Genomic DNA, 21898 nt, shown 5'->3' on the forward strand with positions numbered 1-21898 from the left:
TGCACGTGTGCCATTACCGTCCAGTACCTTGGACCGCGTGTCGGAGCCGTACCCCTTCCCCCCAGGTCCTCGTCCCCGCCGTCGCGGCCGTCGCGTGCTGCGGTTCATGGCGGCGTTCGTCGTGCTCGCCGCGATCGGGGCGTATCTCACCGTGCAGTATCTGACCGGAGGGAACGGCACACCGCGGTGTGTGGTCGTGTCCGGCAAGGACGACGGCCAGTCGTACGACTTCACGCCGGAGCAGGCGGCCAATGCCGCGACGATCTCGGCGGTCGGCACCTCGCGCGACCTGCCCGAGCGGGCCGTGACGATAGCGCTGGCGACCGCGCTGCAGGAGTCGGGCCTGCGCAACATCGCGCACGGCGACCGGGACTCCCTCGGCCTCTTCCAGCAGCGGCCCTCGCAGGGCTGGGGCACCGAGCAGCAGATCCAGGACCCGGTGTACGCGGCGGGCGAGTTCTACGAGCACCTCGTCAAGGTCGCCGACTACGAGCGGCTGCCGCTGACGGTCGCCGCGCAGAAGGTGCAGCGCAGCGGCTACCCGGAGGCGTACGCCAAGCACGAGCCCGACGCCACGCTGCTCGCCGCCGCGCTGACCGGGCGGTCGGCGGCCTCGCTGACCTGCGAGGGACGCCGGGACGTGGCAGCCGGGACGGGCACCGCCGTCGCGGGCGGACCGGCCGCGGTGCGCGGGGCGCTCGCGCGGGACTTCGGGGACGACGCGTTCGAGTCGGCGGCGGCGGTGGTCGGCTCCGGGGGCGGCGCCTCCGCGCAGGCGAGCCCGTCGCCGAGTCCGAGCGCCTCCCCGGCCGCCGGGGCGGTCACCATTCCCCTCAAGGACGCCGGTGACGCCGAGCAGGTCCGGCGGCGCGGCTGGGAGCTGGCGCACTGGGCCGTGGCCAACTCCTCCCGTCTGGGCGTCGAGCGCGTCACGTTCGCGGGCCGGGAGTGGGTCGCCGAGGGCCGGGCCGGTGCGTGGCGCAAGGCCCGCGCCACGGCGGACGGCGGGGCGGACAGCGGGACGGACTCCACCGCCGAGGTCCGAATCGTCACTGGACAGTAGGCCGCGGGCCTCACCCGCGCGGGGGACGCGCGGCGCGCGGTGTGGACGGGGTGCGCGGCTTCGCGGCCGCTCACCCCGATGTCGCGGGATGCCTTGGGAGCGGGGAGCCGTAAGGATTCGGCAGACGGTCGGACCGGGTGTCGATTGTCCGATTGCATCCCCATTTGATCATGCGACGCATTGCCAACTCTTTACGTCGGGTCGCCGCAACCTTCAGCGGCTTCGGACGGTAGTCACTGCGTCCGCGCCCGGATCGGTCAACTCCCGGGCACGGACGGACACTTCACCGTTCTCTTCCGTCAAAGGAGCACCATGTCCCTCCCCCTGACCCGCCGGATCGCCCGTGCCGCGCTGCTGACCGCAGCGGGAGCGGCCTCCGTGGTCGGTGCGGCCGGCTCCGCGAGTGCGGCGCCCGAACTCCCGGCCGCCCCGAACCTCGGCGGCCTGTCCGCCGTGGACGGGGCCAACGCCGGCTCCACCGTGGACGGCGCGACGCAGAACGTCACCGGTGTCGCCAGCGAGACCGGCACCAAGGCGTCCAAGCAGACCGTGCCGACCGTGAGCAAGACCGGCGGGAAGGCCGTCAAGACGACCACGCCCGTCGCGCAGAAGGCCGCCGGGGAGGCCGCCGGGTCCGCCGGCACCGTCCTGGGGGACACGACGAAGACCGCGACCAAGGGCGGGCTGCCCACGGGACAGCTCCCGGCCCAGAGCCCGCTCGGCTGACGTCCGGTCCGACCGCGGCGAAACCGCGGCGAAGGGGCCCGGGGTTCTCCCCGGGCCCCTTCGGGCTCTGGTGCCGCCTCCGCGCGGTCGTGCGGCGGCGGGCGCGCTACGCCTTGGTCAGGCGCTCCACCGCCGCCGCCACGCGTTCGTCCGTCGCCGTGAAGGCCACGCGGACGTGATGGTCGCCCGCCGAGCCGTAGAAGTCGCCGGGGGCCACCAGGATGCCGAGGTCGGCCAGGTGGGCCACGGTGGTCCAGCAGGACTCGTCCCGGGTGGCCCAGAGGTAGAGGCTGGCCTCGCTGTGCTCGATGCGGAAGCCGTGCGCCCGCAGGGCATCGCGCAGGGCCTCCCGGCGGGCCGCGTAGCGGGCGCGCTGGTCGTGGACGTGCGTGTCGTCCCCGAGGGCGGCGACGACGGCGGCCTGGGTCGGGGCCGAGGTCATCATGCCGCCGTGCTTGCGGATCTGCAGGAGCGGGCCGAGGACGGCCGGGTCGCCGGCGAGGAAGGCCGCGCGGTAGCCCGCCAGGTTGGAGCGCTTGGACAGGGAGTGGACGGCGACGATGCCCTCGTACGAGCCGCCGTTGACGTCCGGGTGGAGGACCGAGACCGGGTCGGCGTCCCAGCCCAACTCCAGGTAGCACTCGTCGGAGAAGAGCAGGACGCCGTGCTCGCGGGCCCAGGCGACGGTCCGGGTCAGCTCGTCCTGGGAGAGGACCCTGCCGGTGGGGTTGGACGGCGAGTTCAGCCAGAGGAGCTTGAGGCCGGCCGGGTCCAGCGCCGTCGGGTCGTCGTAGACCTCGTGGTCGGCGCGGGCGAGACGGGCACCCACCTCGTACGTCGGGTAGGCCAGGCGCGGGTACGCGACCCGGTCGCCGGGGCCGAGGCCCAGCTGGGTGGGGAGCCAGGCGACGAGTTCCTTGGAGCCCACGATCGGCAGGACGTGGTGGTGGGTGACGCCGCGGGCGCCGAGACGGCGCTCCAGCCAGCCCGTGATCGCGTCGCGCGACTCGACGGTGCCCCAGACGGTCGGATAGCCCGGCGAGTCCGCCGCGGCGACCAGCGCCTTCTGGATCAGCTCGGGCACCGGGTCGACCGGCGTCCCGACGGAGAGGTCGACGATGCCACCGGGGTGCGCGGCGGCCGTCGCCTTGTAGGGCTCCAGCCTGTCCCAGGGAAAAGTGGGGAGACGGTCGCTGACTACGGACACGGGATCGGGCTCGCTTTCTCGTACGGCGAACGCCCCGGTCCCGTACGGCGATCATGGTGATCGGGCCGTACGGGACCGAGGCGGCGCGGCTGCGGGGCCGCCGGGGCGTCACCCCGGCGGGGTCCGCGGTGTCGCTCTCAGGCCTGCGGCGGGAGTGCGGCGACGAAGGGGTGGTCGCGCTCGATCAGGCCGAGCTTGCTGGCGCCACCGGGCGAGCCGAGCTCGTCGAAGAACTCGACGTTCGCCTTGTAGTAGTCCTTCCACTCCTCCGGGGTGTCGTCCTCGTAGAAGATCGCCTCGACCGGGCACACCGGCTCGCAGGCACCGCAGTCGACGCATTCATCCGGGTGGATGTAGAGGGACCGCTGGCCCTCGTAGATGCAGTCGACCGGGCACTCCTCGATGCACGCCTTGTCCTTGACGTCGACACAAGGCTGCGCGATGACGTAGGTCACGCTGTCGTTCCTCCTCCATAGGGCGCTGGCGGGCCTCCTCAGGCTCCGCCGCCTGGCGCGCGGGAGCGCGGCGTCGTCGATGCCCGCACCTAGTATCTCCGTTCCTGGGCATGATCCGAACAGGAGGGGTGGACGGACCTGTGGAATTCTCTGCCGGTGGACGTCTCGCGATCCGTGTCTCCGCCGCTGACGTGGGCAAACGCGTATCCGTGCGGCGCGTCGTCGACGGCGGCCCGGAGGGCGGGAAATTCACCGACACGGTCGGTGTTCTCACATCATGGGACGACGGCGCGCTGCTGATCACCCGGCGGGACGGGGAGCGGGTGCGGATCGAGGAGTCCTCGCTGGTGGCCGGGAAGGTGGTCCCCGCCGCGCCCGTCCGCCGGCGCGGACCCGCCGCCTCCTTCGCGGAACTGGCGCGGGTCGCGGCGCGGGCCTGGCAGCCGGTCGAGCGCGAACCGCTCGGTGAGTGGGAGCTGCGGGCCGCCGGGGGATTCACCCGGCGCGCCAACTCGGTGCTGCCCCTCGGCGACCCCGGGATGCCCCTGGACGAGGCGCTGGCGGCCGTACGCCGCTGGTACGCGGCCCGGGGGCTGCCCGCGTTCCTCCAGCTGGCCACGGGCGCCGAGGGCACCCATGAGCTGCTCTGCGCCGAGGTGGCGGAGCGCGGCTGGGTCGACGTCGTCACCGCCGAGGTGTGGACCGGGGCGCTCGCGCCGGTCGCGGACGGGGAGGCGGGCGGGGTGGAGCTGTCCCGGAGCGCGGACGCGGCCTGGCTCGGCCGTTATCAGCGCAAGGGCCTCGGCGAGGTCGCGCTGAAGGTGCTCGGGAGCGGGCCCTCGGTGTGGTTCGCGACCGTGCCGGGGGCGGAGGGCGCGGGGCCGGCGGCCATCGGGCGGTGCGTCGTGGACGGCCGGTGGGCCGGGTTCTCGGCCGTCGAGGTCGATCCCGCCCAGCGACGGCGGGGGCTCGCGACGGCCGTGATGGCGGCGCTGGCCCGGCGGGCCCTGGACGAGGGCGCCTCGGCGGGCTGGCTGCAGGTGGAGACGGACAACGCGGGTGCGCGGGCGCTGTACGCCGGGATGGGGTTCGCGGCGCATCACGCGTACCACCACTACCGGGAGCCGGAACCCGGCCCCACGGCACAGGGCCGGGGCCCGGACTCGGCCTCCGCGCCGGACGGGTCGCCGTGAGCGGGCACCGGCCGTCCGCGCCGCGGCCCCCGGAGCCGGAGCGGGCCGACGAGGTGCGGCGGCGGTTCGCCGAGGAGGCCCGGGCCGAGCGGCCCGACCTGGCGCTGCTCTGCCTGCTGGTGGGGGCGGCGGGCGACGGGGCGCTCGGCGAGGCGGGGCTCGACGCCGCCGGGATCGAACTCGACCGGCTGGCCGGGCTGATGCCCTACCGGCCGGGCGGGCCGCGCGCGTGGGCGGAGGCGACGGCCGCGCTGCTCGGGGAGCGCCAAGGGTTCCGGGGCTCGCCGGGCGACTACCAGCGGCTGGAGTCGTCGCTGCTGCACCAGGTGCTCGAACGGCGGCGCGGGCTGCCGATCCTGCTGTCGGTGGTGTGGATGGAGGTGGCCCGGCGGGCGGGTGCACCGGTCCACGGGGTCGCGCTGCCGGGGCACTTCGTGGTGGGGTTCGGGCCGCCCGAGGAGCAGGTGCTCGCCGATCCGTTCGACGGGGGGCGGGTGCTGACCGGAGGCGACGCGGAGCTGCTGGTCGCGGGGGCGACGGGCGCCCCGTTGAATCCCGCGATGCTCACGCCGGCCGACCCGCTGGACGTGGTGGTCCGCGTCCTCAACAACGTGCGCGCGTGGGCGGCGGCCCGGCCGGAGCGGACGGATGTCGCGCTGTGGGCGCTGGAGCTGTCGCTGGCGATGCCCTCGCATCCGGCGCGGCTGCGGTACGAGTGGGCGCGGCTGCTCGTGCAGCGGGGGGAGTACGTGCGGGGGGCCGCCGCGCTGGAGGAGTACGCCGAGGTGGTGGGCGGGGTGGACGAGGGAGCCGCGGAGAAGGTGCGCAGGCAGGCGGGGGCGGCCTGGGCTCTGTTGAACTGAGGGCGCCCCGGACGCAGTGGGGTGGTCGCCACCGGGGTCTCGCGCCGGCCCGGGGGGCGCCCGCCCCGGCGGTCACAGCCAGCCCTTCTCCCGCGCCGTCCGGACCGCCTCCGTCCTGTTGCGCACCGCCAGCTTCTGGATCGCCGTCGACAGGTAGTTGCGGACCGTGCCCGGGGAGAGGTGCAGGGCCTCGGCCAGCTCCGCGTTGGTGGAGCCGTCGGCCGCCGCGCGCAGCACCTCGCGCTCCCGGTCCGTCAGCGGGTTCGCTCCCCCGGCCAGGGCCGCCGCCGCGAGCGTCGGGTCGATGACCCGCTCGCCGGCCAGCACCCTGCGTACGGCGTCGGCGAGCCGGGCGGCGGGGGCGTCCTTGACCAGGAAGGCGTCGGCGCCGGCCTCCATGGCGCTGCGCAGGTACCCGGGGCGGCCGAAGGTGGTGAGGACGACCAGTTTCACGGCCGGGAGGGCCCGGTGCAGCTCGGCGGCGGCCTCGATGCCCGTCGCGCCCGGCATCTCGATGTCGAGGAGGGCCACGTCGACGTCGTGGGCGCGGGCGGCGGCCAGGACCTCGTCGCCGCGGGCCACCTGGACCACGACCTCGATGTCGTCCTCCAGGCCGAGCAGGGCCGCCAGGGCCTCGCGGACCATGGACTGGTCCTCGGCGAGCAGGACCTTGATCGTGCGCGTCATGCGCCGGATCCTACGTCCGGGCCCGGGGGCGTGGCGGGGGCCCTGGCGACCAGCCGGAAGCCGTGCCGGGAGCGGCCCGCCTCCAGGGTGCCGCCCACTTTCTCCAGCCGCTCGGCGAGGCCCGCCAGACCGCTGCCGGGGGTGTCCGCCGGGGCGCCCGCCGGGCCGGCCGGAGCGCCCGTCCCGTCGTCGTCCACGGTCAGTTCGAGGAGCGGGCCGTCGAGGGTCTGGCGGCGGACGAGGTCCACCGTGCAGCGGCGGGCGCCGCTGTGCCGTACGACGTTGGTGACGGCCTCGCGCAGGGCCCAGGCGAGGGCGGACTCGCTGTCCTCGGAGGCGTCGGTGAGGGGAGATCCGGGGTCGGCGGGCAGGTCGGCGGCGATACCGGCCGCCGTCAACGCGTCCCGGGCGCCCGCGAGTTCCGCGCCGAGGCGGGGGCGCCGGTAGCCGGTGACGGCCTCGCGGACGTCGACCAGGGCCTGACGGCTGACCTGTTCGATGTCGGCGACCTGCTGGGCGGCCTTCTCGGGGTGACCGGGGAGCATCCGGCCCGCCAGCTCGCTCTTGAGCGTGATCAGCGAGAGGGAGTGGCCGAGCAGGTCGTGCAGGTCGCGGGCGAGCCGCAGCCGCTCCTCGTTCGCGGCCAGCTGGGCGACGGTGGCCCTGGCCTCGCGCAGTTCCTGTGTGGTGCGGATGAGTTCGCGGACCCCGGTCATCGAGAAGCCACCGAGGAGGGCCGGCAGGAGCAGGGAGGCGAGATAGGCATCGCCTCCCGGCACGGCGAAGGCGATGGCCGTGAGCAGGGCCGACACCGCCGGGATCGTGAAGCGGGCGAGCCGCAGCGGGAGGGCGGCGCCGGAGGCGACCGACACGTAGACGAAGAGGACGAGCCACTCGCGGCCCAGGCTGAGGGAGAGCAGCGCGGACTGGGCGGCGAGGACGATGAGCGCGCCGAGCACCGTCCGGGTGGTGTCCCGGCGGCCGGTGCGGAAGATCAGCAGGAAGTACCAGGCGACGAAGGCCACCAGGCCGATCCAGCCGAGGACGACGACTCCGTCGCTGTGGCCCCCGTGCAGCAGGTCGCTGACGGGGGCGCTCAGATAGGCGAGCCAGATCCCGGTCCAGAGGAACTTGATCGCCCGCTGTCTGAGGTTCTGCGGGCGCTGCCCGATACCGACGCCGCTCACGCCTTCCGCGTGTCCTTCCGGTACAGCCAGGCCGCGCCGCCCGCGAACAGGGTGAAGTAGGCGACCAGGAGGGCGACGTCCCCGGCGTGCGGGGCCCGGCTCTGTTCGACGGCCTGCCCCAGCGCGGCGTACGCGTGCGTCGGCACCCACTTCGCGATCTCCTGCAGCCACTCGGGGAAGGTCGTCGTCGGCATCCACAGGCCGCCGAGCATCGACAGGCCGAAGTACACGATCATCGTGATCGGGCGGACCGCGTCGCCGGTCGCGAGGTAGCCGATGGCGACGCCGAGCGCGGCGAAGACGAGGCTGCCGGCCCAGATCGCCCCGGTGAGGGCGAGCCACTGCCAGGCGTCCAGGCGTACGCCCTTCACGGTGGCGGCGACCAGGAAGACGATCACGATGGACGGCAGGCTGACCACGGCCGCGCCGGCGGTCTTGGCGAACACGTAGCCGCGCCCCGGCAGCGGGGTGAGCCGCAGCTGCCGTACCCAGCCGCCCTCGCGTTCCTTGGCGATGCGTTCGCTGTTGCCCATCAGGACGGCCGTCAGGGCGCCGAAGGAGGCCATGGAGACCATCATGTACGTCGGCAGGGTCAGACCGGTGTCGCCGAGCTTCTCGGTGCTGCTCGCGTTGCCCGCGATCAGCAGGAACAGCAGCGAGGGGTAGAGCACCGAGAAGAACATGGACTTGCGGTTGCGCAGGGCGCGGGTGAGTTCCAGCTTGATCAGGCTGTTCACTTCGACTTCGCCTCCTCGGCGGCGGTGATCGCGACGAAGGCCTGCTCCAGACCGAGGCCGGTGACTTCGAGGTTGCGGGGGAAGACGCCGAGGCCGTAGAGGGCGTGGACGGTCGCGTCGGCGTCGGTGGACTGGATGCGGACGGTACGGCCGGATCCCTCGGCGGAGCCGCTGTGGGAGACGGTGATCGTGGTGAGGAAGGGCAGGGCCCGCAGCGCGGACTCGTCGGCCCCGCCGTCCGGGAGGTCGAAGGAGATCCTGCGGGCTCCGGCCTTGGCCTTGATCTCGGCGGCCGTGCCGTCGGCCAGCAGACGGCCCCGGTGCAGGACGAGCACCCGGTCGGCGACGGCGTCGGCCTCTTCGAGGTAGTGGGTGGCGAACAGGACGGTGCGGCCCTGGTCGGCCTGTTCGCGCATGGTGGCCCAGAACGCCTGGCGGGCGGTGACGTCCATGCCGGTGGTGGGCTCGTCCAGGACGATGAGGTCGCTGTCGCCGGCCGTGGCGAGGGCGAAGCGGACGCGCTGGGCCTGGCCGCCGGAGAGCTTGTGGACCTTGCGGTCGGCGATCTGGGTGATGCCGGAGCGGGCGAGGACCTCGGAGACCGGGTACGGCCTCGGGTGCAGGTCGCAGGCGAGCCGGACCAGTTCGGCGACCGTCACCTCGTCCATCAGTCCGCCGCTCTGCAGCATGGCGCCCACGCGTCCGGCGACGATCGCCTCGCGCGGGGTGGTGCCGAAGACGTCGATCGTGCCGCTGTCGGCGTTCCTCAGGCCGAGCAGCAGGTCCAGGGTGGTGGACTTGCCGGCGCCGTTCGGGCCCAGCAGGGCCACGGTCTCCCCCGGGTGCAGGGCGAGCGTGAGGCCGTCCACGGCCCGTACGTCGCCGAACGCCTTCGTCACCTTCTCGAATCCCACCACCGTGGTGTCGGTGGCCCTCGTCGTGGTCGTCATGGACACCATCGTCGTCGGGAGAGGGGTACGTCCGGCAGTGTCGGCGGTCCTGACCCCGGCATGACAGAAGTCATACCGGAGGGGGTGACGGGGGCGGCACCGGAGGACGACGAGGGGGCACCCGGCGTGGGCCGGGTGCCCCCTGCGTGTCGTGCTCGAAGCCGCTAGCTCGGGTTCGTCTCGATGGTGGCCGTGCGGTTCGTCGTGCTCTTCAGGGCCTGGCGGAGGGCGCCGTAGACGTCCTCGACGGTGACCGGGGTCTTCTCGCCGTTGGCCCGGGTGATGAGGACGCCGTCGAAGGTGCCGCCGTACAGCTCCTTGAGGGCCGTCTCGTCGTAGGAGTCGGCGAGCTTGCCGTCGACGGCCTTGACGGTGAGGAACTTCCACAGGGAGTTCTGCGGGCTGAGCACGACGGCGTGCGCGGCGTCCGTCTGGACGGTGACGCTCGCCGACATGGCCGGCTGCGCGAACTCCTTCATGAACCGGTCGACCTCGGCCTTGCCGACGGAGGGCTCCTGCTCCGTGGTCGGGAGCCGGACGGGCGTGGTGCCGCCGGTCTCGACCTGGGTGCGGTACGCCTCCTCGACGGCGGTGGTGGACTCGCCGACGGCGATGCCCTTGCCCGCCTTGCCGTAGACGGGGACGGCCTTGCCGGCCTGGTACTTGACGGTGCCGTCGCTCGCCGAGCCGGCGCCGCCCGCCGCGCGCTCCAGGGCGGCCCGCAGCTTCTCCTCGTCGACGGGCATGACGGGTGCGACGACCCGCTGCTGACCGAAGAGCGAGCCGATCACCGAGACGGGGTTGTAGTCGCTGACGGCGGCGGCGCTGACCGTGGCCTGCTTGTCGAACTGGAGTCCGGCCTGGTCGGGCGTGAGGGAGACCGTGTCGCCGTCGACCGAGAGCTTCAGCGGCTGGGTGGTGCGCTTGCCGAAGGCCGCGTCGAGCTTGTTCACGGCCTCGTCGCGGGTGCCGCCGCCGATGTCGACGCCGAGGACGGTGGTGCCCTTGGGGACGTCGGAGTGGTTCATCAGCAGACCGGCGCCGTAGACACCGCCGCCGAGGACGACCACGCCGCCGAGGAGCAGTCCGAGCTTGCTGCGGCCCTTCTTCTTGGCCGGCTTGGCGGACTTGGTGTTCTTCGCCGGGGCGGCCTTCTGCTGCGGGCCGGGGTCGGGCAGCTTCGGCGGGGTGTGCCGCACCGCGCCGTCGGGGCCGCCCGCGCCGAACGGCGTGCCCTGGGTGCCGGGGGGCACGACCGGGATGCCGCTGGTCAGGGTGTGCCCGGAGGGGTTGTCGACCACGGGGCCGGAGCCGCCGTAGCCCGGCTCGGGGGTCTGGCGCTGAGGAGTGAGGACCGCGGTGTCGTCGCTGATGCCGCCGCCGGGGCGAGCGTAGGCACCGGCGGCTCCGGGCGAGGAGAAGTCGGCGTCGGGGCCGCCGAAGGGGTTGCCCTGGTAGCCGGGGCCGCCGGGACCGCCCTGGACCGGCGGCGGGCCGAGCGGGCTGTCGCCGGTGACGGGGCCGCCGGTGGGGCCCGCCGGACCGGAGCGTCCGCCGTTGTCGGAGAAGTACGGCAGGTCGTCGCGCTCGGGCTTGGCGCCGGCCAGCGCGGCCGAGACGTCGAAGGAGCCGGTGCCGCCGCCGTGGCCGGGAGCGACGGGCTGGCCGCCGGTGGCCCCGGGCAGGCCGGCGCCGTTGGTCCCGCCGGGCCGGGGGCCGGCGGTCGCGCCGGGGCGCGGGCCCGCGGGGCCGCCGGACTGCGGACCGGTGCCGCCCGTGCCGCCGGGGCGGGGGCCCGTGGCGGGGACTCCCGGCGCGGGGGCGCCCTGGCCGCCGAGCGTCCCGACGGAGAACCCGGCGCCGTTGGTGCCGCCGGTGCTCGTGCCCTTGGCCGGGGTGGCGCCCTTGCGGGGCGCGAACCAGTCGCTGGTGGGCTTGTCCTCGCCCGGCGCGGCCGGTTCCGGCGCGGGCGCCGGGGTGTCCGTGAACACGGGCATGGCGGTGGTGCCGGTGGTCTCCGACTCGGACCCGGTGTCGTCCGCGGCGCCCTCGCCGTCGGCGACCGGCTTGCGGACGACGACCGGCGGGATCGGGCGCGAGCCGGGGATGTTGATCCGGACCCGTGTGGTCAGCGTGGTCTCGGTCCTCGGTCCGTCCGCGCGCTCGGCGGCGGCCGAGCGGGCCGCCTCGGCACCGGCCTCGGTGGCCATGGGCGTGCCGTACGGCGGTGTCCCCGACGGGTACGCGGTGCTGCCGCGCCCATTGGCCCCGGAGGACGAAGTGTCAGTTTCACGACTCAAGGCAGGTTCTCCCGGTTTGCTCCGCCGCCCGTCACGACCTCAACTCAGCGGGCAGCTCGGCGGCGCGCACCACCATACTGGCCACTTCCGGCGCGTATCCCACGACCGTGTGGGAAACCCACACCGGACCCGCACCCCCGTACCGCGGCGAAGCGGTGGTCACTTCCCAAGTCGGGCGTCGGGCCCGGTCGGTTGCCGCCCCCACCCAAGGGTGGCGCACATCACAGCAACAGCCATGCCACCGAGCAGGAAGAGGTAGGAGCCGACTCCCACGCCGAACAGGAAGTCCCCCTCCGGCCGCGTGGACGTCAACAGGACGACGGAGATCATCCAGCCGGCGGCCGGCGCAACGGCCCCCGCCCGGCTCCCCGTCGCCCGCGAGCCGCCCAGGAAGAGCCCGGCCGCGGCCAGCAGCGCGAGCAGCAATCCGCCGGGGAACCAGGCCGCTTGGAGCAGCCCTCCGGCCACCCCGACCACCGCTCCCAGCACGAAGAGCCCCAGGTGGGCGGCGGCGCGCGCCGGCGTGGGGAACGTCAACGGCTGGGCGAGCGCGCCGCCTTCCCCGCCGGTCGGCCGGTCCGTCCGCTTCATCGCAGGACCGCCCCTCGGTGGCCGTGCGCGCACACGACGTGTCTGTCATACCCATGCGTACGCATCACAGGGCCGTTCCGTTCTGCCGTTCCTCGAAAGAAATACCGGGAATCCCCTCGAACAAGTCGCTCTCCCGGCTCCCCCCTTCACGTCTGCCGCGCACCAACTCGTAGTACTCGGTGCTCAGCAGGGGCTGGGCCAGCGCGTTGGAGAGCGCGAAGTACGGTTCGGCGACCTCGACCTGGGTGGCGTGCGCGCGCATCGCGGCGGCCTTCGCCGCCGCGAAGCCGGTGCCGTCGATCTCGGTGGTGACGATGTGGTCGTCCACCACTCCCGGCACATCGGTGACGCTCGCGGCCTGCCGGAACGGCAGCCGTCCGGGCTCGGCGAGAGCGCGGCGGAGGCGTTCGAAGCCCTCCAGGACCACTCCGCGCGGCACCCGGTTCCAGTACACCTTGGCGATGTCCCAGGGCTCGCCGAGGTCCGGGCGGAAGGCCGGGTCGGCGGACAGGTCGGCGGCGCGCATGGCCACGCGGTGGGCCTGGATGTGGTCGGGGTGGCCGTACCCGCCGTCGGGGTCGTAGGTGACGAGGACCTGGGGGCGGACCTCGCGGACCACACGGACCAGGTGGGCGGCGGCCTCGTCGACGTCGGCGGACCAGAAGGCGCCGGGGCGCTCGTTCTGTTCGACGCCCATCATCCCGGAGTCGCGGTAGCGGCCCGGGCCGCCGAGGAAGCGGTGGTCGGTGACGCCGAGTTCCTTCATGGCCCCGGCCAGTTCGTCCACCCGGTACGGGCCCAGCGTGTCGTCACGGTCGGGCGCGAGGTGCGCGAGAGAGGGCGGGATGACCTCGCCCTCCTCGCCGAGGGTGCAGGTCACCAGCGTCACCCGGGCTCCCTCGGCCGCGTACCTGGCCATGGTCGCGCCGTTGTTGATCGACTCGTCGTCCGGGTGCGCGTGCACCAGGAGCAGTCGGTGACCGACGCGGGAGAGGGGTTCCCCCGGCCGGGGGCCGGAGGAGGGCAGATCCGTCATGGGGCAAGCCTACGAGGCGCCCGGAGCCGGCCCGTGCCGGGCGCGGTCGTCCGCGGGAACGGTCGGCCGCGGGGTTCCGGGGGCCCGGGGACGGGCCCGGGCGGAGCCCGGCGGCCGGAGGCTCAGAACTTGATACTGCCGATCATGCCCGCGATGTTGGTCGTCAGCTCGCTGATCGTCGGCGCGATGGTCGAGGACGCGAGGTAGAAGCCGAGCAGGATGCAGATGATCGCGTGTGGTGCCTTCAGCCCTGACTTCTTGATCAGGATGAAGACGATGATCGCCAGCAGCACCACCGCCGAAATCGAGAGTGCCACGGCGGCTCACCTCCAAAAGTTCCCTGGGACCTGGGGAGCGAAGCAGTTGTCGTGGGCTGACGGCGGAGCCGTCGTCAACCGGTGACGTGGGTGACGCAGTTGTGAATCCGTACAGCGGCCAGCAGGTTCATACCCACCCAGCGGTAGTGATCATAACTATCCATACGCGCGCATCGATCGGCGCACGGCCGCACAAGGGGGCGCATGGCCAATATGGTCGGAGCATGACGACCCAGCCCGAGTCCTTTCCCCGCCGACACGCCCGGACACAACGTTTCACCCTCGGCGCGCCGCGGGCCTTCTCCGTCGCGCCGGACGGCTCCCGTGTCGTGTTCCTGCGCTCCTCGTCCGGTACCGAGCGGGCCGGCAAGCTGTGGGTTCTGGACCTCCCGGGCGGCGGCGAACGCGTGGCGGCCGACCCGGGTCTGCTGCTCGCCGGCTCCACGGAGGAGTTGTCGGCCGAGGAGCGCGCCCGCCGTGAGCGGCTGCGCGAGGGCGGCGCCGGGATCGTCGGCTACGCCACCGACGCGGCCGTGGAGTTGGCCTCCTTCGCCTTGTCGGGGCGGCTTTTCGTGGCCGAGCTGCGGGCCGGTACGGCTCGTGAACTGCCCGTTCCCGGCCCGGTGATCGATCCCCGCCCCTCCCCCGACGGCCGGTACGTCGCGTATGCCGCCCGGGGCGCGCTGCGGGTCGTCGGCGTGGAGGCCGGGGACGACGTGGCGCTCACCGAGGAGGAGTCGGAGAACGTCACCCACGGCCTGGCGGAGTTCATCGCGGCCGAGGAGATGGGCCGGTCGCGCGGCTTCTGGTGGTCGCCGGAGTCGGACCGCCTGCTGGTGGCGCGCGTGGACGACACGCCGGTGCGCCGCTGGTGGATCTCGGACCCCGCGCAGCCGGAACGGGACCCGCAGCGGGTGGCGTACCCGGCCGCCGGGACCGCCAACGCGGACGTACGCCTCTTCGTGATCGACCTCTCCGGGACCCGCACGGAGGTCGTCTGGGACCGGGCGCGCTACCCGTATCTGGCGCATGTGCACTGGTCAGCGGCGGGTGCCCCGCTGATCCTGGTGCAGGCGCGGGACCAGCGCAGCCAGGTGTTCCTGGCCGTCGACCCGGACACGGGGGCGACCCGGATGGTGCACGCCGACGAAGATCCACATTGGCTTGATCTTTTCCCCGGGGTGCCCTCGTGGAGTCCGTCGGGACAGCTCGTGCGTGTCGCGGACGAGGGCGGCGCGCGGGTGCTGGCGGTCGGCGAACGACCCCTGACGGGACCGCAGTTGCACGTCCGCGCGGTGCTGGACGTGGCCGACGCCGATGTCCTGGTCTCGGCGTCGGCGGGCGCGTCGGCGGCCGATCCGGAGACCGGGGAGATCCACGTCTACCGCGTGAACGAGCTGGGCACGGAGCGTGTCTCGCAGGAGCCCGGCGTGCACTCCGCCGTGCGCGCCGGGGGTGTGACCGTGCTGGTCTCGGCCGTTCCGGAACGGGCGGGCACCCGTGTCCAGGTGCTGCGGGACGGGAAGCAGGTGGCGACCGTGGCGTCCTATGCGGAAGACCCCGGTATGTCCCCGCGCGTGCGCTTCACACAGGGGGGCGCACGCCGCGTACCGTGCGCCCTGCTTATGCCGAAGGACTACGACGGGGTCACCCCCCTGCCGGTGCTCATGGACCCCTACGGCGGTCCGCACGGCCCCCGGGTGATCGCCGCCCACAACGCGCACCTCACCTCGCAGTGGTTCGCCGACCAGGGGTTCGCGGTGGTGGTCGCCGACGGACGCGGCACCCCCGGCCGCTCCCCCGCCTGGGAGAAGGCGATCGACGGCGACTTCACGCTCTCCCTCGACGACCAGGTGGACGCGCTGCACGACCTGGCGGCCTCGCATCCGCTGGATCTGTCCCGGGTGGCGATCCGCGGCTGGTCCTACGGCGGCTGGCTGGCGGCCCTCGCGGTGCTGCGCCGCCCGGACGTGTTCCACGCGGGCATCGCGGGCGCCCCGGTCACCGACTGGCGGCTGTACGACACGCACTACACCGAGCGCTATCTGGGCGATCCCACGGCGGACGCCGCCGCGTACGCGCGGAGTTCACTGGTCACGGACGAGGGGCTGTCCGCGCCCGCCGAGCCGCACCGCCCGCTGATGATCGTGCACGGCACCGCCGACGACAACGTGGTTTTCGCCCACGCCCTGCGCCTGTCCTCCGCGCTCCTCGCGGCCGGCCGGCCGCACGAGGTCCTGCCGCTCTCCGGGGTCACCCACATGACCCCCCAGGAGCAGGTGGCGGAGAACCTGCTGCTGCTCCAGGTGGACTTCCTGAGGCGTTCGCTGGGACCGGCCTAGGCACCACGGCCCGGTCCGGCGGCCGGGCACGGCAACGGGCCGGGGCTACATGGCGAGCCCCGGCCCGTTTACGGCACCCGCACGGCCGTACGCGTAGTAGATTCCCGCGTCCGTATATCGGAACGGGGTCGGTCGAGTTGCCTGCGTGTTAACGCGGTTGGTACTGATTTGTAGGCTTATTCCGCCTCATCCGTGTGATCGTCCGTCGGATTCTCCACCGCTTCTTTCACCGGTCCCTCCGGCGGGACCACCTGCTTCTCCTCCGCGAAGTGGCAGGCCGAGTCGTGGGCCGCCGGGCCGCTGGTGAGCCGGAACTCGGCCGGGACCGCGAGCAGCGGCACCTCCAGCGCGCACCGCTCCCGCGCCTTCCAGCAGCGGGTGCGGAAACGGCAGCCGGAGGGGATGTTCGTCGGCGAGGGCACGTCCCCGAAGAGGATGATCCGCTCCCGGTGCTCACGGGCCTCGGGGTCCGGGACGGGCACGGCGGACAGCAGCGCCTGGGTGTAGGGGTGCGTCGGGTGGTCGTAGATCTCGGCGTCGCGGCCGATCTCGACGATCCGCCCGAGGTACATCACGCCGACCCGGTCGGAGATGTGCCGCACGATCGACAGGTCGTGCGCGATGAAGACGTAGCTCAGTCCGAACTCGCCCTGGAGCCGGTCCAGCAGGTTGACGACCTGGGCCTGGACGGAGACGTCGAGGGCGGAGACGGGTTCGTCGGCGACGATGACCTCGGGGCGCAGCGCCAGCCCGCGGGCGATGCCGATGCGCTGGCGCTGGCCGCCGGAGAACTGGTGCGGATAGCGGTTGATGTACTCGGGGTTGAGACCGACCACGTCGAGGAGTTCCTGCACCCGGCGCCGGCGGTCGCCCTTGGGCGCGACCTCGGGGTGGATGTCGTACGGCTCCCCGATGATGTCGCCCACGGTCATCCGGGGGTTGAGGGAGGTGTACGGGTCCTGGAACACCATCTGGATGTTGCGGCGGACGGTCTTGAGGGCCTTGCCGGACAGCTGGGTGACGTCCTCGCCCTTGTAGCGGATCGAGCCGTCGGTCGGCCGTTCCAGGTGGACCAGCATCTTGGCGACCGTGGACTTGCCGCAGCCGGACTCGCCGACGATGCCGAGGGTCTCGCCCCGGCCGAGGGCGAAGTCGACTCCGTCGACGGCCTTCACGGCGCCGACCTGCTTCTTGAAGAGGATGCCCTCGGTGAGCGGGTAGTGCTTGACCAGGCCGCTGACCTCCAGGATCGGTTCGGCCTCAGCCGTGGTGGTGGTCATCGAGGCACTCCCTCCAGAAGTGGCAGGCACTCGTCCGGATGCCGTCCGCCGGCTCGACGTCGTACAGCGGGGGCACGTCGGTGCGGCACACGTCGCGGGCCATCGGGCAGCGGGGGTTGAAGGCGCAGCCGGGCGGAATGTTCATCAGGTTGGGCGGCAGGCCCTTGATCGCGTACAGCTCCTGGCCCTTCTGGTCCAGGCGCGGGATGGAGTCGAGCAGGCCCCGGGTGTACGGGTGGGCCGGGGCCTTGTAGATGTCGTGGACCGGGGCGGACTCCACGATGCGGCCCGCGTACATCACGGCGATGCGGTCGGCGACGTCGGCGACGACGCCGAGGTCGTGGGTGATGAGGACGAGACCCATCCGCAGTTCGCGCTGCAGTTCGGCGAGCAGGTCCATGACCTGCGCCTGGACGGTGACGTCGAGTGCGGTCGTCGGTTCGTCGGCGATGATCAGCGCGGGTTCGAGGGCCAGCGCCATGGCGATCATGATGCGCTGGCGCATACCGCCGGAGAACTGGTGCGGGTAGTCCCGTACCCGTTCCTTGGCGGCCGGGATGCGGACGCGGTCCATCAGCTCCACGGCCCTGGCACGGGCGTCCTTCTTCGACATGCCCCGGTGGACGACGAACATCTCGCCGAGCTGGTCGCCGACGGAGAGGACGGGGTTGAGGGAGGACAGCGCGTCCTGGAAGATCATCGCCATCTCGGCGCCCCGGATCTTCCGGCGCTCGTCCTCCTTGAGCTTCAGCAGGTCCTGGCCCTTGAAGAGGATCTCGCCGCCGGTGATCCGGCCCGGCGGCATGTCGAGGATGCCCATGATCGCCTGCGCGGTGACCGACTTCCCCGAGCCGGACTCCCCGAGCACGGCCAGCGTCTGCCCCTCGTCCACCCCGTAGTCGACCCCGTTGACCGCCTTGGCGACCCCGTCCCGCGTCCGGAACTCCACGTGCAGATCACGCACTTCGAGCAGCATGACGGCGGTTCACCTCAGCTTCGGGTCGAGGGCGTCGCGGACCGCGTCGCCGAGCATGATGAACGCCAGGACGGTGATCGCCAGCGCTCCCGAGGGCCACAGCAGCGCGTGCGGGGCGTTGCGGATGTACGGGGAGGCGGCGGAGATGTCGATGCCCCAGGAGACACTCGGCGGTTTCAGGCCGACGCCCAGGTAGGAGAGGGTCGCCTCCAGGGCGATGTAGGTGCCCAGCGCGATGGTGGCCACGACGATGACCGGGGCGACCGCGTTCGGGGTGATGTGCCGCAGCAGCATGCGGGAGTTGGAGGCGCCGAGGGCGCGGGCGGCCTGGACGTAGTCGTTCTGTTTGGCGGTGATGACCGAGCCGCGGGCGATGCGGGAGATCTGCGGCCAGCCCAGCAGCACCATGAAGCCGATCACCGGCCAGATGGAGTTGCTGGTGACCACGGAGAGCAGCACCAGGCCGCCGAGCACCACCGGGATCGCGAAGAAGACGTCGGTGATCCGGGACAGGAACGAGTCCGAGTAGCCGCCGAAGAACCCGGCGAGCCCGCCGAGCACCGACCCGAGCAGCGCGACCCCGAGCGTCGCGCAGACGCCGACGGAGATGGAGATCCGCGCCCCGTAGACGGTCCGGGTGTACACGTCGCAACCCTGGCCGTCGTACCCGAAGGGGTGGCCGGGCTGCGCGCCCTCCTGGGCCTTGGAGAGGTCGCACTTGAGCGGGTTGCCGGAGGCGATCAGCGACGGCCACAGCGAGATGACGACCAGGAAGAGGATCACCAGGGCCGAGATGATGAAGACGGGGTTGCGGCGCAGGTCGCGCCAGGCGTCGGACCAGAGGCTGCGGGCCTTGTCGTCCGGGCCGCCGGCCGGACCGTCGCCCAGTCGCTTCTCCAGGGTCTCCCCCTCGGTGGTGGCCAGGTCCATGGTGCCGTCCTGCCCGGTCGCGGCGATCGCCCCGCCCTCGGGGGCGCGCTGGCCGCCCGACACGTGCGGCTCCTCCGGCAGCGGCTCAGGCATAGCGGATCCTCGGGTCGAGTACGGCGTAGAGGAGGTCGACGAGCAGATTGGCGAGCAGGAACACCAGGACGAGGACGGTCACGAAGCCGACGACGGTCTGGGTGTTCTGGCGGAGGATGCCCTGGTAGAGCTGGTAGCCGACGCCGTGGATGTTGAAGATCCGCTCGGTGACGATCGCACCGCCCATGAGGGCCCCGATGTCCGTGCCGATGAAGGTGACCACGGGGATCAGGGAGTTGCGCAGCAGGTGCTTGCGGATCACCCGGTGCCGGGGCAGTCCCTTGGCGACGGCGGTGCGGACGTAGTCGGCGCGGGCGTTCTCCGCGATGGACGTCCGGGTCAGCCGGGTGACGTACGCCAGGGAGACCGAGGCGAGGACCAGCCCGGGAACGATCAGCTCGTCGAAGGGCGCGTCGGAGGAGACCGAGGGGCTGATCCAGCCCCACTCCACCCCGAGCAGCAGCTGCAGCAGCAGACCGGTGACGAAGGTGGGGACGGAGATCACGACCAGGGTGACCACCAGCGCCCCGGTGTCGACGGGACGCCCGCGCCGCAGACCCGTGACCACGCCGAGGGAGACCCCGACGACGATCTCGAAGAGGATCGCGACGATCGTCAGCCGGATGGTGACCGGGAAGGCGGAGGCCATCAGCTCGGTGACCTCCTGCCCGTTGAACGCGGTGCCGAAGTCGCCGGTGAAGACGTTCCCCATGTACGTCAGGTATTGCTGCCAGACGGGCTTGTCGAGGCCGAACTCGCGGCGCAGCTGGGCGGCCGTCGCCGGATCGCACTCCCGGTCGCCGCAGAGGCCCGCGATGGGGTCGCCCATCACGTTGACCATGAGGAAGATCAGGAGGGTGGCGCCCACGAAGACCGGGATCATCTGGAGCAGGCGCCGGACGACGTACCGTCCCACGGAGGATCAGCCGACCTTGATCTGGTCGTAGACCGGCACGCTGAACGGGTTCAGGGAGACGTCGGAGAGGCGTGCCGAGTAGCCCGCGCTGCCGTTCTGGTACCAGAGCGGGATGGCGGCCATGTTGTCCCGCACGACCTCCTCGGCCTTCTGGAACGTCTCCACCGCCTTCGCCGTGTCCGACTCGGCGTTGGCCTGGTCGACGAGCTTGTCGAAGTCGGCGTTGGACCACTTGCCGTCGTTGGAGGAGGCGTTGGTGTAGTACAGCGGCTGCAGGAAGTTCTGGATGAGCGGGTAGTCCATCTGCCAGCCCGCGCGGAACGGGCCGCTCATCTTCCGCTGGGTGATCTGGTTGCGGTAGTCGGCGAAGGTGCCGACCGGGTTGCCGACGCACGCCTTGTCGTTGTCGAGGGCGTTGTTGATGGAGTTGCAGACGGCGTCGACCCACTGCTTGTGGGAGCCGGTGTCCGCGTTGTACGTGATCTTGACCTGGCCGCCGGGGAGGCCCCCGCCCTCCTTGATCAGCTTCTTGGCCGCGTCCGCGTCGTACTCGCAGGCGTCACCGCACAGCCCCTTCTTGTAGCCGCCCTCCTCGCCGAGGACCGGGGAGGTCCAGTCGGTGGCGGGGGTGCGGGTCTTCTGGAAGATGGTGTCGGTGATCTGGTCGCGGTCGATGGCCCGGGAGAGCCCCTGACGGACCTTCTCCGAGCCCTCCTTGTTCCAGTCCGCGTCGTAGAACGGGAAGGACAGGGTCTGGATGATGCCGGCCGGGGTGTTGATGTACCGGTCGCCGAGGTCGGCCTTGACGTTCTTCAGCTGGGCGGCGGGGACGTCGTCGACGAGGTCGAGGTTGCCGGCCATCAGGTCGGTGTAGGCGGTGTTGTTGTCGGTGTAGACCTTCAGGTCCACACCGCCGTTCTGGGCCTTGTCCTCGCCGGGGTAGTCGTCCCACTTGCGCACCGACAGCTGGGAGCCCTTGGTGTACGAGTCGACGGCGTACGGGCCGTTGCCGACGGGCTTGGCGAGCCAGGCGTCGTGGTCGGTGAAGAACGACTGCGGCAGCGGCGCGTAGGCGTTGTAGCCGAGGGTGTCGGGGAAGGTCGAGAACTTCTGGGTGAGCGCGACCGTGAAGGTGTTCTCGTCGGTGACCTTCAGCCCGGAGAGCGTGTCGGCGGTCTGCTTGCTGCCGTCGTCGGGGTGCGTCTTGTCGTAGCCCTGGATGTACTCGAAGAAGTACGCGTTCTTCTGGTTGTTCTTCAGGCTCGCCCCGTAGTTCCAGGCGTCCACGAAGGACTTGGCGGTCACCTTCTCGCCGTTGCTGAAGGTCCAGCCGTCCTTGACCGTGATGGTGAAGTTCTGCGAGTCGGTCGTCTCGATCTTCTCGGCGAGCATGTCCTCGGCCTCGCCGGTCTTGGGGTCGTACTGCTTCAGCCCGCGGAAGATCATCGACAGCACCTTGCCGCCCTGCACCTCGTTGGTGTTGGCCGGCTCCAGCGGGTTCTGCGGGTCGCCCCACGAGGAGCTGAGCACGGCACCGGAGTCGCCGCTTCCGCTGCTGCCGCCGCTGTCGTCCCCGCCCCCGCAGGCGGTCGCGGCGAGAGCCACCGCCGCCGCGCCGGCGATCCATCGAGCGTGCGTGGCTCCGCGCATGGGTGCCTCCTCGTCCTACGTGCGCGATCTTCTTGTTACCGGACAATATCGACGCGTTTCACGCATACCGCACATTTGGGGGGCCGTATGGGTGCGCTGCCGGGTGCGGGCGGGTGGGGGGCTGGTCGCGCAGTTCCCCGCGCCCCTGAAAAGCAGGGGCTGCGCCCCGTGCTTTTCAGGCCCGCAGGCCGTCGCTTTCAGGCCCGCGGGGCCGTCGCTTTTCAGGCCCGCAGGGGCCTGGGCTTTCAGGGGCGCGGGGAACGGCGCGAGAAGCCCCACCGGACCCGCACCCGCCGACGCACCGCAGACACCCACCCCCTCCCGCGCCTTACAGAACCCCGAAGAACCGGTAAGAGAACGGTTCGCCCCCGTAAGAGCGCGTTCGGCAATCCCCCTCCC

At 72.3% G+C, this 21898-nt stretch carries 20 protein-coding genes; 5 read left to right on the forward strand and 15 right to left on the reverse strand.

What is annotated here, in order from left to right:
- The first annotated feature begins 106 nt into the window (after positions 1-106).
- On the forward strand, positions 107-1063 hold the full coding sequence (locus tag PYR72_RS17840; RefSeq protein WP_275456254.1) for a heavy metal transporter: 957 nt from the start codon (positions 107-109) through the stop codon (positions 1061-1063).
- Between the two features lie 312 nt (positions 1064-1375).
- A complete protein-coding gene (locus PYR72_RS17845) occupies positions 1376-1789 on the forward strand; it encodes an ATP-binding protein (protein WP_275456255.1) in 414 nt (137 codons plus the stop codon).
- A gap of 106 nt (positions 1790-1895) precedes the next feature.
- On the opposite strand, the gene PYR72_RS17850 is transcribed toward PYR72_RS17845, so the two are convergent.
- Together PYR72_RS17850 and fdxA are read right to left on the reverse strand one after the other, a co-directional pair.
- Entirely contained in the window at positions 1896-2996 is a 1101-nt protein-coding gene (locus PYR72_RS17850; protein ID WP_275456256.1) for a bifunctional succinyldiaminopimelate transaminase/glutamate-prephenate aminotransferase, read from the reverse strand.
- Between the two features lie 137 nt (positions 2997-3133).
- Complete coding sequence (gene fdxA / locus PYR72_RS17855; protein ID WP_005480604.1) at positions 3134-3451, reverse strand: ferredoxin; 318 nt, start codon at positions 3449-3451, stop codon at positions 3134-3136.
- 140 nt (positions 3452-3591) lie between these two features.
- Here fdxA and PYR72_RS17860 point away from each other — a divergent pair, with 140 nt between their 5' ends.
- Positions 3592-4644: a GNAT family N-acetyltransferase gene (locus tag PYR72_RS17860; RefSeq protein ID WP_275456257.1), complete on the forward strand. Its 1053-nt coding sequence runs from the start codon at positions 3592-3594 to the stop codon at positions 4642-4644.
- Positions 4641-5507 carry a transglutaminase-like domain-containing protein gene (locus tag PYR72_RS17865; protein WP_275456258.1) on the forward strand — a complete coding sequence of 289 codons (867 nt, stop codon included), beginning with the start codon at positions 4641-4643 and terminating at the stop codon, positions 5505-5507. The genes PYR72_RS17860 and PYR72_RS17865 overlap by 4 nt, the downstream gene beginning before the upstream one ends.
- Before the next feature lie 72 nt (positions 5508-5579).
- Here the strand turns inward: PYR72_RS17865 and PYR72_RS17870 are convergent, their stop codons facing one another.
- The 8 genes from PYR72_RS17870 to PYR72_RS17905 all read right to left on the reverse strand — a co-directional run bounded on the left by PYR72_RS17870 (position 5580) and on the right by PYR72_RS17905 (position 13312).
- Complete coding sequence (locus PYR72_RS17870) at positions 5580-6194, reverse strand: response regulator transcription factor (RefSeq protein WP_275456259.1); 615 nt, start codon at positions 6192-6194, stop codon at positions 5580-5582.
- The gene (locus PYR72_RS17875; protein WP_275456260.1) at positions 6191-7381 is read right to left on the reverse strand and encodes a sensor histidine kinase; all 1191 of its coding nucleotides are present in this window, start codon (positions 7379-7381) and stop codon (positions 6191-6193) included. The genes PYR72_RS17870 and PYR72_RS17875 overlap by 4 nt, the downstream gene beginning before the upstream one ends.
- On the reverse strand, positions 7378-8118 hold the full coding sequence (locus PYR72_RS17880) for an ABC transporter permease (protein WP_275456261.1): 741 nt from the start codon (positions 8116-8118) through the stop codon (positions 7378-7380). The genes PYR72_RS17875 and PYR72_RS17880 overlap by 4 nt, the downstream gene beginning before the upstream one ends.
- Positions 8115-9068, reverse strand: a complete 954-nt coding sequence (locus tag PYR72_RS17885) for an ABC transporter ATP-binding protein (protein WP_275456262.1) — start codon at positions 9066-9068, stop codon at positions 8115-8117. Before PYR72_RS17885 ends, PYR72_RS17880 begins: the two co-directional genes overlap by 4 nt.
- 164 nt (positions 9069-9232) lie before the next feature.
- Positions 9233-11278 (reverse strand): hypothetical protein, encoded by a 2046-nt coding sequence (locus tag PYR72_RS17890; protein ID WP_275456263.1) that lies wholly within the window; start codon positions 11276-11278, stop codon positions 9233-9235.
- A gap of 249 nt (positions 11279-11527) precedes the next feature.
- Positions 11528-11959, reverse strand: a complete 432-nt coding sequence (locus tag PYR72_RS17895; RefSeq protein ID WP_275456264.1) for a DUF6113 family protein — start codon at positions 11957-11959, stop codon at positions 11528-11530.
- Between the two features lie 64 nt (positions 11960-12023).
- Positions 12024-12995: an N-acetyl-1-D-myo-inositol-2-amino-2-deoxy-alpha-D-glucopyranoside deacetylase gene (gene mshB, locus PYR72_RS17900; protein ID WP_275456265.1), complete on the reverse strand. Its 972-nt coding sequence runs from the start codon at positions 12993-12995 to the stop codon at positions 12024-12026.
- 122 nt (positions 12996-13117) lie between these two features.
- Positions 13118-13312, reverse strand: a complete 195-nt coding sequence (locus PYR72_RS17905; RefSeq protein ID WP_005480627.1) for a hypothetical protein — start codon at positions 13310-13312, stop codon at positions 13118-13120.
- Positions 13313-13536: 224 nt separating this feature from the next.
- Between PYR72_RS17905 and PYR72_RS17910 the strand changes: the two genes are divergently transcribed.
- Positions 13537-15654, forward strand: a complete 2118-nt coding sequence (locus tag PYR72_RS17910; RefSeq protein WP_275456266.1) for a prolyl oligopeptidase family serine peptidase — start codon at positions 13537-13539, stop codon at positions 15652-15654.
- 176 nt (positions 15655-15830) lie between these two features.
- On the opposite strand, the gene PYR72_RS17915 is transcribed toward PYR72_RS17910, so the two are convergent.
- From PYR72_RS17915 to PYR72_RS17935, 5 genes are read right to left on the reverse strand one after another with little or no spacing between them, the layout of a single operon-like run.
- Positions 15831-16934 (reverse strand): dipeptide ABC transporter ATP-binding protein, encoded by a 1104-nt coding sequence (locus tag PYR72_RS17915; RefSeq protein ID WP_275456267.1) that lies wholly within the window; start codon positions 16932-16934, stop codon positions 15831-15833.
- Positions 16915-17910, reverse strand: a complete 996-nt coding sequence (locus PYR72_RS17920) for an ABC transporter ATP-binding protein (protein ID WP_013000908.1) — start codon at positions 17908-17910, stop codon at positions 16915-16917. Before PYR72_RS17920 ends, PYR72_RS17915 begins: the two co-directional genes overlap by 20 nt.
- A 9-nt stretch (positions 17911-17919) precedes the next feature.
- The gene (locus tag PYR72_RS17925) at positions 17920-18933 is read right to left on the reverse strand and encodes an ABC transporter permease (RefSeq protein WP_275456268.1); all 1014 of its coding nucleotides are present in this window, start codon (positions 18931-18933) and stop codon (positions 17920-17922) included.
- Positions 18926-19849 carry an ABC transporter permease gene (locus PYR72_RS17930; RefSeq protein WP_275456269.1) on the reverse strand — a complete coding sequence of 308 codons (924 nt, stop codon included), beginning with the start codon at positions 19847-19849 and terminating at the stop codon, positions 18926-18928. The genes PYR72_RS17925 and PYR72_RS17930 overlap by 8 nt, the downstream gene beginning before the upstream one ends.
- A 6-nt stretch (positions 19850-19855) precedes the next feature.
- The gene (locus PYR72_RS17935; protein ID WP_275456270.1) at positions 19856-21499 is read right to left on the reverse strand and encodes an ABC transporter substrate-binding protein; all 1644 of its coding nucleotides are present in this window, start codon (positions 21497-21499) and stop codon (positions 19856-19858) included.
- Between the last annotated feature and the right edge of the window lie 399 nt (positions 21500-21898).

It is taken from the genome of Streptomyces sp. VNUA24, assembly GCF_029167005.1.
Lineage (GTDB): Bacteria > Actinomycetota > Actinomycetes > Streptomycetales > Streptomycetaceae > Streptomyces > Streptomyces scabiei.